The sequence below is a fragment of the Tumebacillus avium genome (assembly GCF_002162355.1).
Classification (GTDB): domain Bacteria; phylum Bacillota; class Bacilli; order Tumebacillales; family Tumebacillaceae; genus Tumebacillus_A; species Tumebacillus_A avium.
On record NZ_CP021434.1, the window covers coordinates 1,810,196 to 1,822,500 of the forward strand.

The 12,305-nt window shown below is 56.2% G+C and carries 11 protein-coding genes (1 of these 11 cut by a window edge); 10 read left to right on the top strand and 1 reads right to left on the bottom strand.

Annotation, left to right across the window (positions count from 1 at the left end):
* Positions 1–69: 69 nt before the first annotated feature.
* A complete protein-coding gene (locus CBW65_RS08535) occupies positions 70–2,589 on the top strand; it encodes a putative bifunctional diguanylate cyclase/phosphodiesterase (protein ID WP_087456486.1) in 2,520 nt (839 codons plus the stop codon).
* 59 nt (positions 2,590–2,648) lie between these two features.
* Here CBW65_RS08535 and CBW65_RS08540 read toward each other — a convergent pair whose 3' ends face one another.
* A complete protein-coding gene (locus CBW65_RS08540; RefSeq protein WP_087456487.1) occupies positions 2,649–3,755 on the bottom strand; it encodes a hypothetical protein in 1,107 nt (368 codons plus the stop codon).
* Positions 3,756–3,982: 227 nt separating this feature from the next.
* Here CBW65_RS08540 and CBW65_RS08545 point away from each other — a divergent pair, with 227 nt between their 5' ends.
* The 9 genes from CBW65_RS08545 to prfB all read left to right on the top strand — a co-directional run.
* A complete protein-coding gene (locus CBW65_RS08545) occupies positions 3,983–4,765 on the top strand; it encodes a basic amino acid ABC transporter substrate-binding protein (RefSeq protein WP_087456488.1) in 783 nt (260 codons plus the stop codon).
* 160 nt (positions 4,766–4,925) lie between these two features.
* Entirely contained in the window at positions 4,926–5,576 is a 651-nt protein-coding gene (locus CBW65_RS08550) for an amino acid ABC transporter permease (RefSeq protein ID WP_087456489.1), read from the top strand.
* Positions 5,573–6,295, top strand: coding sequence for an amino acid ABC transporter ATP-binding protein (locus CBW65_RS08555; RefSeq protein ID WP_087456490.1), 723 nt, complete (start codon positions 5,573–5,575; stop codon positions 6,293–6,295). The genes CBW65_RS08550 and CBW65_RS08555 overlap by 4 nt, the downstream gene beginning before the upstream one ends.
* Positions 6,296–6,450: 155 nt before the next feature.
* The gene (locus CBW65_RS08560) at positions 6,451–6,648 is read left to right on the top strand and encodes a cold-shock protein (RefSeq protein WP_087456491.1); all 198 of its coding nucleotides are present in this window, start codon (positions 6,451–6,453) and stop codon (positions 6,646–6,648) included.
* A 156-nt stretch (positions 6,649–6,804) separates the two neighbouring features.
* Positions 6,805–7,362, top strand: coding sequence for a ribosome hibernation-promoting factor, HPF/YfiA family (gene hpf / locus CBW65_RS08565; protein ID WP_087456492.1), 558 nt, complete (start codon positions 6,805–6,807; stop codon positions 7,360–7,362).
* Between the two features lie 72 nt (positions 7,363–7,434).
* Entirely contained in the window at positions 7,435–8,514 is a 1,080-nt protein-coding gene (locus tag CBW65_RS08570; RefSeq protein WP_157721839.1) for a hypothetical protein, read from the top strand.
* Positions 8,515–8,591: 77 nt separating this feature from the next.
* Positions 8,592–8,849 carry a hypothetical protein gene (locus tag CBW65_RS08575; protein ID WP_087456494.1) on the top strand — a complete coding sequence of 86 codons (258 nt, stop codon included), beginning with the start codon at positions 8,592–8,594 and terminating at the stop codon, positions 8,847–8,849.
* A gap of 154 nt (positions 8,850–9,003) precedes the next feature.
* The gene (secA, locus tag CBW65_RS08580) at positions 9,004–11,442 is read left to right on the top strand and encodes a preprotein translocase subunit SecA (RefSeq protein ID WP_087456495.1); all 2,439 of its coding nucleotides are present in this window, start codon (positions 9,004–9,006) and stop codon (positions 11,440–11,442) included.
* 22 nt (positions 11,443–11,464) lie between these two features.
* Positions 11,465–12,305, top strand: a protein-coding gene (prfB, locus tag CBW65_RS08585; RefSeq protein ID WP_157721840.1) for a peptide chain release factor 2 whose coding sequence is annotated in 2 segments (ribosomal slippage) — positions 11,465–11,545 and positions 11,547–12,305 — 1,128 coding nt in all; it runs 288 nt beyond the window's last position. Because the reading frame shifts where the segments join, the coding sequence is not laid out codon by codon here.

The following is a 12,305-nucleotide window of genomic DNA, read 5'->3' on the forward strand; positions in this document are numbered from 1 at the left end:
TTCTTTGTCAAATTCGGTCGGTCTATGTTAAAGTGGTAGTAGAGTCGGTTTATTCCAACGGGGGGAACGATGGATACCACGATGTATGACGTATTGCGTCAAAATCTTGATTATATCGGCTTTGCGGCAGTGATTTTGTGCTTTGTATCGGGGCTTGAATTTGTCATGCACCGCTACTTGGTATCAGAAAAACTGCGCGGGAAGACGGTGGCGGGAAAAAAGTTTTCGATGGGCTTTATGCCCTATCTCGCCGGGAGTATCATCTGCACCCTGCTGATCATCGGCTGGTTTGTGGCGGATGATGCAGGGAAGCAGGAACTGGAACGCAACAAAAATCTGGTCGACGGCATCGCGCCGACGTTCGCGTACGAGCTGGAGAAATTGGGGCATGAAAACATCCGGCTGGCGACACCGACGACCGACACGGAGTATTTGGCGGTAAAGGAGACGCTGGAGAAATGGCTGGATATCAATCCGGACATCTCGGCGATCTATACGCTGCGGCCGCTGAGCAAGACGAGCAATGTGTATGTGATCTCGCCGCCGAGCGACCACAACCACGACGGGAAGATCGCAGGGGAGCAGGAGAACGGATATCCGCTTGGGACGATGTATCCGTACGACCTGCCCGATCTGACCCAGAACTCGGAGATGAAATCAACGTTTCGGGAGAAGCCGATCGAAAGCGACTGGGGTGCTACGATCTCGGCGTTTGTGCCGATCTACGGCAGCAACGGGCAGCCCGATGCGGTGCTCGGCGTTGATTTTGATGCGACGGTGTGGGCGAAGAAAGTGACCAAGGCGCGCTGGAGCGTGATGGCGTTTCTGCTGATCATCTTCATCCCGTTCAACACGACGTATTGGGTGGTGTTCCACCAGCGGGTGGAACGCTTCCGGATGCAATTGCATCAGGAGGAGATCTCGGAGAGCGAAGACCGCTTCCGCAAGCTCTCCAACGCGACGTTTGAAGGGATCGTGCTGACCGATCAGGGGCAGATCGTCGAGATCAACCAGACGTTGTGCACGATGTTTGGCTATGAGTGCGAGCGCGAGATGACCGGCATGTCGGCGTTTCTGCTGGCAGCGTCGGAGTCGCGCGACCTGTTGATTGAGAATCTCTATTCGCTGAGCAACTCAATGCTGGAGATCGTCGCCCAGCGCAAGGACGGAACGAAATTCTCCGCCGAGCTGGTCGGGACGAGCTGTATGTATCAGGGACGCGAAGTGCGGGTGACGGCGATCCGGGACATCTCGGAGCGCAAGCGCACGCAGGAGATCATCAACCACATGGCGCTGCACGACACTTTGACCGGACTTCCGAACCGGGCGCTGTTTACGCAGCATCTGCATGAAGTGCTGGAACAGGCCAAAGTGTCGGGTCAGCAGTTGGCTGTGTTTTTCCTCGATCTGGACCGCTTTAAGATCATCAACGACACGCTGGGCCATGCCCGCGGGGACAAGCTGCTCAAGGCAGTGGCGACCCGCCTCTCGCGCTTTGCCGGTGAAAAAGGCGTCGTGGCGCGGATGAGCGGTGATGAGTTCGTAATGCTGATCTCAGACTTTGCCGACGCGGCCGAGATCGAAGCGGTGGCGGAAAAAGTGCTGGAGAAGCTGGAGCAGCCCTACAAGATCCATGATTATGAGCTGCACGCGACGGCATCGATCGGGGTTGCCTTGTTCCCGCAGGACGGCGACGACCCGCAGATGCTGATCAAAAATGCCGAGACGGCCTTGTTCCGAATCAAAGACAAGGGCAGCAACACGTATTCGCTGTATGCCCCGGCGATGAACATGAAAGGCATCGAGCGGCTGCAGTTGGAGAATGGGCTGCGGCATGCGTTGGAGCGCGATGAGTTCGTGTTGTACTACCAGCCGCGCATCAACATCGAGACGGGGCAGATCATCGGGATGGAGGCGCTGCTGCGCTGGAAACATCCGGAGCTGGGTCTGGTGCCGCCGGGGGCGTTTATTCCGATCGCCGAGGAGACCGGCTTGATCGTGCCGATCGGCGACTGGGTGCTGCGCACCGCGCTGCGTCAGAACAAGGCGTGGCAGGACGCCGGCTATCCGCATATGACGGTGGCGGTCAACCTGTCGCCCCGGCAGTTTATGCGTCAAGGGCTGGTCGAGACGGTCGCCAGAGAGGTTCGGGAGACCGGGCTGCATCCGAGCGACTTGGAATTGGAGATCACGGAGAGCATGACGATGCACGATGTGGACTACACGATCGGCCTGCTGGAAGAGATGAGCAAGATGGGCGTGCAGATCTCGATCGATGATTTTGGCACCGGCTACTCGTCGCTCAGCTATCTGAAGCATTTCCCGATCTCCACCTTGAAGATCGACCAGTCATTTGTCCGGGGCTTGGTCGGCGACCCGTACCATGCGGCGATCGTGACGACGGTGATTCACCTGGCGCAGAACTTGAGGCTGAAAGTTGTCGCCGAAGGGGTGGAGACGGAAGAGCAGTTCCGCTACTTGCGCGACCATCGCTGTGATGAGCTGCAAGGGTTTCTGTTCTCCCGCCCGGTTCCGGCGGAGGAGTTCGAAGAGCTCTTGCGCGGGAATGTGATGTATGAGGTGTCATAAGTGACTGAGTGCAACAAAAAGAAACGCCTTCTGCGCAGCTGCAGAAGGCGTTTCTTTTGTTACGGAGTTGTTTGGAAGCTGTTGGTGACGGCGAGGACCGTTTCGGACGGAATGCGGGCGGCATCGCTGTACAGCCAGACGTCATAGGCGACATTGCCGCGCAAGAAGTAGGTATGGACTTCCGGTCGGGTCACGATGCTGTCGGGTGTCGGCTGCGTGCGTTTGAGCAGGTATTTGACGGCGTCTTCTGTGCGGTAGGTTTCCAGCCCGGACTGGATGACCGTGGTGTTTTCGGGCAATTGCACCGCTTTGAACGGATCGGAGACCCTGGGATGGAGCGGTGTGACGATGACGCCGCCAAGTGTTTGACCGTCCGCGCGGAAGGTGAGATTGGCGGATGTTGCGGTTTTGCTCACCTGCCAGCCTGGCGGGAGTGCAATGCGGTAATTCGTCTCCTGATGCAAGGTGTAGTCGAACGGGATGTCGGAGAGGCGAGTCACCGTCCACAGCCCTTCTACCTTTTGCAGCTCGACATAATGCTGGGTGCGGAAGGGGCGGTCCCCTTTGCCATAGATGGAGGTCTGGCCGGGCTGATTTTGCACCCATAAGGAGAAGCGGCCGGTCTGGGTGTCCGGCTGAAGCGTGTCTCGGGTGTAAGACTCGATGGTGAGCGCTTGCAGCGTGACCGGATCAAACTGCTGGTTGAGAAAGGCACGGATGCTTTCCGTCTCTTCGCGAAACATCGGGGTGCCGCCCGGATCGATCTCAACAGCCATTTGCGAACGCGAAGCCGGAGCTTTGAGGTGGGCTGTCTCGGCGATCCCGGGCGTGATGCCTGCGCCGGTCGACGGGATGGAGTCGGACGTTTTGTTACTTCCGGTCTGTGTGATGACAAGCAGAATCGCTGCTGCGACAGTGCCGGCAGTCAGCCAGGCCGGGAAGCGGTGCTTGGGACGTTTATGTTGGCCAACCGCCGCTTCGATCACTTCCTGCGCAGGAAGCAGGGAGCGTGAAGGGAGCGGAATGGCGGTGTGTTCGATTTCCAAATTGACCTCTTGGACGCGCTGAAGTTCATCGCGGCACGCTGCGCAGGTCGCAAGATGCATATCGACGTCCGGCTGCAGATCGCCGCACCAGATCTTCTCTTGGACTTGTGAGCAGTTCACGCGTTCCACCTCCCGCTGTGACTTGTTTCTACAGGGTTAGACGCGCCGTTGTTAAAGAACGATTCATGATTTCCAATATTTTTGTTGCATACATATGCCTGGGGATGTATTATTATTTCTTGTATACGAACTGGGAAGCCATCATATACAATAGAATGAAAGATTCAGACAAATAGAGAGAGATAAAAGAGAGAATCTTTATTATTTTTTCTGGAGGGGAAATGACGATGAAAAAGACAATGAAGAGTTTGCTGATGGTCGGCACGATGGTGCTGGGCATGGGCATGCTGGCAACCGGTTGCGGCAAGGATACCGCATCGACCGGCGGCGAAAAGGATGTTTATGTGGTAGGCACGGACGCATCGTATGCTCCGTTTGAGTCGATGTCCGGTGAAAAGATTGAAGGTTTTGACGTGGACGTTTTGAATGCTGCTGCGGAAGCGGGCGGCTTTAAAGTAGAATATGTGAACACGCCGTGGGATGGCATCTTCCTGGCGCTGAAAAACGGGGAGCGCGACATCGTGGCGTCCGCTGTGACGATCACCGATGAGCGCAAAGAGACGTTCGACTTCTCCGACCCGTATTTTGAAGCAACGCAGATGATCGTGGCGAAGTCCGGTTCCGGCATCAAGTCGCTGGCCGATCTCAAAGGCAAAAAAGTAGCGGTGCAGAACTCGACGACCGGCGATGAAGTGGTGTCCAACCTGCTCGGCAAGGACAGCCAGGATGTAAAGCGTTTTGACAACATGCCGCTGGCGCTGTTGGAACTGAAAAACGGTGGTGTTGATGCAGCGGTTGGCGACAACGGCGTTGTGCTGGAATACGTAAAGAACAACGGCAGCGAAGGTCTGGAAACGACTGTTGACTCGTCGTTTGTGAAGGAGAACTACGGCTTTGTCGTGGCGAAAGGCAATGCTGAACTCCAAAAGAAGCTGAACGACGGCATCAAGAAGATCAAGGATAGCGGCAAGCTGGCTGAGATCGAGAAGCAGTACGGCTTCACGAAGTAAGGGTTTTGGTTTCTCGGGCCTCATGAAAAGATGCGCAGTCCTGCCTGGTGCGGGGATTGCGCATTTCGTTTTTAATAAGTTTTGCAAAATTCGGGATGCTTTTGTATGATAAAGTTATTCGCAGTTGGACTACTTGTTTTTTTTCTAAAGGAGCGATCGTATGTTTCGGTGGGATAAGTTGATGGAGTACATGCCCCTGTTTTTGGAGGGGATTGTCGTTACGATTGAGATCACCGTGATCTCGGTGCTGCTCGGGACGCTGCTCGGGCTGTTTGCCGGGATGGGGCGGCTCAGCGATTCGCGGATTTTGCGGTGGATCACAGGCATCTATGTGGGACTGTTTCGCGGGACGCCGCTTTTTGTGCAGATTTTGCTGATTCACTTTGCGGTGCTGCCGACGTTTATGAAGTCCGATGCGTTTGTGTCGGGCGTGGTGGCGTTGTCGCTGAACGCCGGGGCTTATATTGCGGAGATTTTCCGTGCCGGGATTCAGTCGATCGACAAAGGGCAGATGGAAGCGGCCCGCTCGCTTGGCATGACCAAAGGGCAGACGATGCGCGAGATTATCTTGCCGCAAGCGTTCCGCCGCATGCTGCCGCCGCTGGGCAATGAATCGATCATGCTGCTGAAGGACTCTTCGCTGCTCGCGGCGATCTCGCTGCCGGAAGTGACGTATTACGCCAACTTGATGCAGGGCAAGACGTACCTGGCTTGGGAGCCGTTCTTGACCTTGATGGTGATGTACCTGGTGCTGACGATGGTGTTGGCGCGCCTGGTTAGCTTTTTGGAAAGGAAGTATGGGACGGTATGATTACTGTACGCAATTTGCATAAGTCGTTTGGCGAGCTGGAAGTGCTCAAAGGCGTGGACTGCGAGGTCAAGGAACGCGAGGTTGTTTGCGTAATTGGACCGTCGGGATCGGGGAAATCGACGTTTTTGCGCTGCTTGAACCGCTTGGAGGACATCACGTCCGGGGATGTTGTGGTGTTGGGCGAAAACATCGCCGACCCGTATGTGGATATCAATGCGGTACGGCGCGAGGTCGGCATGGTGTTTCAGCGTTTTAATCTGTTTCCGCACAAGTCCGTTTTGGAAAACGTGATGCTGGCGCCGGTGAAGGTGCGCAAGACGACCAAGGCGGAGGCGGAGCAGCAGGCGCTGGCTCTGTTGAAAAAAGTTGGCCTGGAGAGCAAAGCGCAGGCCTATCCGAATCAGCTGTCCGGCGGTCAGCAGCAACGGGTGGCGATCGCGCGGGCGCTGGCGATGCAGCCGAAGATCTTGTTGTTTGATGAACCGACGTCGGCGCTCGACCCGGAGATGGTCGGGGAAGTGCTCGACGTGATGAAGGGACTCGCGAAGGAAGGCATGACGATGATCGTCGTGACGCACGAGATGGGCTTTGCCCGCGAAGTCGGTGATCGCGTCCTGTTTATGGACCAGGGGTATATTATGGAAGAAGGCACTCCGGACCAGATTTTCAGCAATCCTCAGAATGAACGCACAAAGGGCTTTTTGTCCAAGGTTTTGTAGACTTTTTTGTAAAGTTTTGTCGAAGTTCATAGGTGCGTGTATATCTCCTGCGCTTTGGGCTCATGATAAGATGCAACCTCACAAGCCCACACCGCAACTTTATTGACCCTTTTCGTGAGGTAATATGGGTCTTACCGTAGGAGGAATGGAAAGACATGCAAGGTAGAGTGAAATGGTTTAACAGTGAAAAAGGTTATGGCTTCATCGAACATGAAGGTGGCGAAGACGTATTTGTGCACTTCTCCGCGATTACCGGCGAAGGGTTCAAATCCCTCAACGAAGGCGAACTGGTCGAGTTTGACATTGTCGAAGGTAACCGCGGCCAGCAAGCCGCTAACGTTGTCAGACTGTAACTCGCATAGGGCCCCCGGATCTGGATGGATCCGGGGGTTTCTTTTTGTGGACAATGTTTGAAAATTGTGAATTTAATGTGTTGGGATTGTCGTGTTTTGCAGGAGTATGGCGGCTGGGGGGAGAATAGTATTAAGTATTGAAGGGAGGAGTACAACATGAAGATCCAAGTACGCGGTAACCATCTTGAGGTGACTGAGGCTCTGCATCAGTACGTCGAGAAAAAGATCGGACGTCTGGAAAAGTACTTTCATGCTCCAACCGAACATTCCGTGCATGTAACTCTGTCGGTGGTGAGAGATTATCACACCGTTGAGGTCACCATGCCGATCAATGGGTTCGTCATTCGCGCTGAGGAGCGCTCGGGCGATATGTATGCTTCGATCGACACCGTTTCTGATAAACTGGAGAAACAGATCGAGAAGCATAAGACGAAACTCAATAAGCGGGTGCGTCAGGAAGGCACTCATTCTCTTTTTAAAGAACTGGGCGAAGGCAATGTACGCGTCCTCGTGGAGGATGAGGAGGATCTGAGCGACCTCGTTCGCGTGAAGAAGTTTGCGGTGAAACCGATGCCGGTCGATGAGGCGATTATGCAGATGGATCTGCTGGGCCACGATTTCTTTGTCTTCAGCAATGCGGAGACGGAAGAAGTGAATGTGGTGTATAAGCGCAAAGACGGGCAGTACGGGTTGATTGAACCAACTTTTGCTTAACTTGTGACAGGCCGGCTCCTCAGGGGGCTGGCCTTTTTTAGCTTTCATAGAAGATTGGAGGATGGGCGGCAGATGCTGGCGGTGGTGATGGCTGGAGGATATGGGCGTGCAGGTGCGGGGATACTAGGGGCGATGCACGGGGCTCGGAGATCGGCTGCGGTTGATGTGGTGGAAAAATTGGCTCGGGACGGCCGCTGGCGCACGGTGGTCGTGTCGGATGATCGGGGGATTTTGGAGCAGGGCCGGGAGTTGGGATGCTCGGTGCGGGACACGGCCGGGGCGGATTTTGACTGGTTGGGGACCTTGCAGGAAGTTGTGCGGGCCGAAGCGGAGCCGGGGGAAGCTGTGGTCGTGCTGGGCGGATGCGCCGCTCCGCTGCTGGATGCCGGGGAGTTGGCGGCGGTCACTCTGCAGGCGGCCGACGGTGAGGTGTGGCAGAACAATCGACTGTCGCCCGATCTGGTGTTGTGGAAACCGGCGGAGCGGGTGTTTCGGGTGGAGGTCTGCCGCAATGACAATGAGTTTGGGTATGCGCTGGAGCGGGCCGGGATGGCCGTGCGGTATTTTCCAGGGCTGCTCGGCTTTGGCTTTGATTTGGACACGCCGGTCGACTGTGTGCTGGCTGCGATGCGTGCGGAGTGCGGACCAAGGCTGGTGAAGGCAGTTTCCGGATGGGAGCTGTGGAGACGGGTGGAGGCGGTGCGCGCGGTATTGGATCGCGGGGAGTATGCGGACGTGGCGTTGCTGGGACGAGTGCATCCGGTGGAAGCGGAACGCTTTGGGCAGGGCTGCAAGGTGCGGCTCCGGGTGTATTCGGAGGAGCGGGGGATGAAGGCGCTTGGGCGCATCGAACGGGGCGAAGTGCGCAGTCTGGTCGGAGCGATGGTGGAAGCTGTCGGCTGGAAGAGGTTCTTTGCGGTGCTGGAGGAACAGGCTGGATGCGTGCTGTTTGATACGCGGGTGGCGCTGGAGCATCTCGGGGTGCACGTTTCGGAGCGGGAGCGATTCGCTGCCGATCTGGGGATGGTGGAGGAGATTCAACATCCCGTGTTGCGGGAGTTGGCGGAGGCTGCCGCTTCGTGCCGCATCCCGGTATTGATGGGCGGGCAGTCGCTGGTCGGCGGGGGACTGCGAATTTGGCTGGATGTTTAGTTTGGGGCATTTTACAGCGTAAAATAGGTACCTGCCCAAGCACCTTCGCATAGGATGTGGTACGGAGGTGACAGCAGATGGGCGTTGTGGTATGGATTTTGAAAGTGGTTGTGTTTTTCGTGGCCCTGAAGGTCGGGCAGGTTGTGATCTGGAATGTGCGGAAGACGTTTTATGTGCACCCGTGGCTCGTGGAACTGCTCGTTGCTGTGTTGGCGGTGATTTTGGTCGGCTCTTCGGTCGGCGGGTGGTGGGCGATCGTGCTGTTTGGTCTCTTGTTTGGGGTCATTCGCGGGGATCAGGAGGATGGCGCGAAGTCAAGTAGACAGCTTTTGTAAGCGGTAACTGGCTCGACGGGTGGCCTATTTTAAGGTCACCTGCTATACATATAATGTTTGTGAATGGATTTAACAGTTGTGGCTGGGGGCAAAATAGTGTTACAATTTTATACTAAGACATCCTGTCTTAATATGGAGAGGAGTGAAACCTTGTATGTTGGGCCTCCTGAAAAAGATTGTTGGGGACAGCAATGAGCGAGAGATTAAGAAGCTCTCGAAACTGGTGCAGCGCATCAACTTGCTTGAGCCGGATGTAGAAAGGCTGAGCGATGATGAACTGCGTGGCAAGACGTTTGAGTTTAAGGAGCGTTTCACCCGCGGGGAATCGCTTGATGATATGTTGCCTGAGGCTTTTGCGGTCGTTCGTGAAGCCGGTAAGCGCGTGTTGGGCAAACGCCACTACGATGTGCAGCTGATGGGCGGGATCGTCCTGCACCAGGGCCGCATCGCAGAGATGCGCACCGGGGAAGGGAAGACGCTGGTCGCGACTCTGCCTTCGTACTTGAACGCGCTGTCGGGACAAGGTGTGCATGTCATTACGGTCAACGATTATCTGGCTCGCCGCGACGCGGAGGAGATGGGGCAACTGCACCGCTTCCTCGGGCTTGAGGTGGGTCTGAATATCAACGGCCTGTCGCACGGGCAGAAGCAAGGCGCGTATGCGGCCGACATCACGTATGGGACAAACAATGAGTTTGGCTTTGACTTCCTGCGTGACAACATGGCGCTGTCTGTTGATCAGATGGTGCAGCGTCCGCTGAACTACTGCATCATCGACGAAGTGGACTCGATCTTGATCGACGAAGCACGTACGCCGCTGATCATCTCCGGTCAGGCGGAAAAGTCGACGGAGCTGTATTTCCGCGCGAACATTTTTGTGGCCGGCCTGCGCAATGAGGTCGACTACGCCCATGATGAGAAGGCGAAATCGGTCATTTTGACGGAGACCGGTTCGAAGAAGGCGGAGAAGTATTTCCGCATCACGAACCTGTTTGATCCGGAAAACATGCTGGTCAACCATCACATCACCCAGGCGTTGAAAGCGCATGTCACGATGCACCGCGACAAGGACTATGTGGTGCAGGGCGATGACATCATCATCGTCGACGAGTTCACCGGCCGCCTGATGCAAGGCCGCCGCTATTCGGAAGGTCTGCACCAGGCGATCGAAGCAAAGGAAGGCGTCCGCATTCAGAATGAATCGAAGACGCTGGCGACGATCACTTTGCAGAACTATTTCCGCGGCTACAACAAGCTGTCGGGGATGACCGGTACGGCGAAGACGGAGGAAGAGGAATTCCGCTCGATCTACGGGATGGACGTTACCACGATTCCGACCAACCGACCAAACCTGCGCGATGACATGTCGGACGTGATCTACAAGAACATCCGCGGCAAGTTCAACGCGGCGGTCAATGAGATCGCGGAACGCCACGCCAAAGGGCAGCCGGTGCTGGTCGGCACGACGTCGATCGAGAAGTCGGAGTACCTGTCCAACCTGCTCAAGCAGCGCGGGATTCAACACCAGGTCCTGAACGCGAAGCAGCATGAGCGCGAGGCGGAGATCGTATCCCTCGCCGGTCAGCGCGGCGCGGTTACGATCGCGACGAACATGGCTGGCCGCGGTACGGACATCACACTGGGCGAAGGTGTGGAATCGATTGGCGGTCTGCACATCATCGGTACGGAGCGCCATGAGAGCCGCCGGATCGACAACCAGCTGCGCGGCCGTGCCGGTCGTCAGGGCGACCCGGGCTCGACGCAGTTCTTCTTGTCGCTGGAAGACGATCTGATGCGTCTGTTCGGCTCGGAGAACATCATGAACATCATGGAGAAGCTGGGTCTGGAAGAAGATCAGCCGATCCAAGCGGGCATCGTTTCCAAAGCGATCGAATCGGCGCAGAAGAAAGTCGAAGGCAACAACTTTGACATTCGGAAGCACGTTTTGAAATACGACGATGTCATGAACCAGCAGCGTGTCGTCATGTACAAGCAGCGCCGCGAGATCTTGGACAGCGCAGACTGCTCGCATGTCGTAAAGGACATGCTGCATGAGCTTGTCGACTCGATCATTGAGACCTATTGCCCGAAGGACATCGTGCCGGAGGACTGGGATCTGGCAGGTCTGCACGAGTATGTGGAAGGCCGCATCACCCGTGAAGGCGTCCTGTCGATCGAGGAGCTGCAGAAGTACGCGACCCATGAGGAGATCGCGGAACTGTTGCACGATCTGGCCGACAAGGAGTATGCGGTGCGCGAGCAACTGCTCGGCGACGGCATGCGAGAGTATGAAAAGGTGATTTTGCTGCGTGCCGTCGATACGAAGTGGATCGACCACATCGATGCGATGGACCAGCTGCGCCAAGGGATTCATTTGCGTGCGTACGGACAGCGCGACCCGCTGATGGATTACAAGTTCGAAGGCTTTGACATGTTCGAACAGATGATCCACCACATCCGCGAAGAAGTCGTCACCTATGTGTTTAAGTCCTATGTCGGCGGTGCCGTTGCAGCGCCGGCCGACCCGAAGATGGGCTTGCAGATGGTGCAGATCGGTCCGGGTGAAGACGGGCAGGCACAACGCAACGAATAGTCATCGGTAGGAGTTGGTTGAAGTGGCAGCGCAAACTTTTGGCGAACTGCGTCAAGAGCTTCAAAATACAGCCAAGCGTTTGGCGGACATCGGGAGGTCTCTTTGACCTCCCTGCCAAGAAGCAGCGGATTGCAGCGCTTGAAGAGATGATGTCAGCTCCCGCGTTTTGGGACGACCAGGAAGCGGCGCAGAAAGTGATCAGCGAGAACAATGTGCTGAAGGGCAGCGTCGACCGCATGGAGAAGTTCCAGGGGGAGTATGACGATCTGGAAGTGATGCTGGAACTCGCGCAGGAGGAGAAGGATGAAGACCTTTTCTTCGAGTGCGACAAAGGCGTTGGCAAGCTGAAGCGCGATCTGGAGAAGTTCGAGCTGGAGTTGTTGCTCAGCGAGCCGTACGACAAGAACAACGCGATCTTGGAATTGCACCCGGGCGCAGGCGGCACGGAGTCGCAGGACTGGGCTGAGATGATGATGCGGATGTACACGCGCTGGGCGGAGCACAAAGGCTTCAAGGTGGAGACGTTAGACTATCTGCCGGGCGATGAAGCGGGGATTAAGAGCGTGACGCTTTTGATCAAAGGCTTCAATGCGTACGGGTATCTGAAGGCGGAACGCGGTGTGCACCGCTTGGTGCGCATCTCGCCGTTTGACGCGTCGGGGCGCCGCCATACGTCGTTCTCGTCGGTGGATGTGATCCCGGAGCTCGATGATGATGTGGCGGTCGATATCAAGGAGATTGATCTGAAGATCGATACGTACCGGGCGTCCGGCGCGGGCGGTCAGCATATCAACACCACCGACTCGGCCGTGCGGATCACGCATCTGCCGACCAATGTCGTCGTCACCTGTCAGTCGGAGCGC

Coding starts and splice junctions, on each gene's coding strand:
- hpf (WP_087456492.1), top strand. CDS start 6,805: ATGAAGATCCAAGTACGCGGTAACCATCTTGAGGTGACTGAGGCTCTG.
- CBW65_RS08560 (WP_087456491.1), top strand. CDS start 6,451: ATGCAAGGTAGAGTGAAATGGTTTAACAGTGAAAAAGGTTATGGCTTC.
- CBW65_RS08535 (WP_087456486.1), top strand. CDS start 70: ATGGATACCACGATGTATGACGTATTGCGTCAAAATCTTGATTATATC.
- CBW65_RS08575 (WP_087456494.1), top strand. CDS start 8,592: ATGGGCGTTGTGGTATGGATTTTGAAAGTGGTTGTGTTTTTCGTGGCC.
- secA (WP_087456495.1), top strand. CDS start 9,004: ATGTTGGGCCTCCTGAAAAAGATTGTTGGGGACAGCAATGAGCGAGAG.
- CBW65_RS08555 (WP_087456490.1), top strand. CDS start 5,573: ATGATTACTGTACGCAATTTGCATAAGTCGTTTGGCGAGCTGGAAGTG.
- CBW65_RS08570 (WP_157721839.1), top strand. CDS start 7,435: ATGCTGGCGGTGGTGATGGCTGGAGGATATGGGCGTGCAGGTGCGGGG.
- CBW65_RS08545 (WP_087456488.1), top strand. CDS start 3,983: ATGAAAAAGACAATGAAGAGTTTGCTGATGGTCGGCACGATGGTGCTG.
- CBW65_RS08550 (WP_087456489.1), top strand. CDS start 4,926: ATGTTTCGGTGGGATAAGTTGATGGAGTACATGCCCCTGTTTTTGGAG.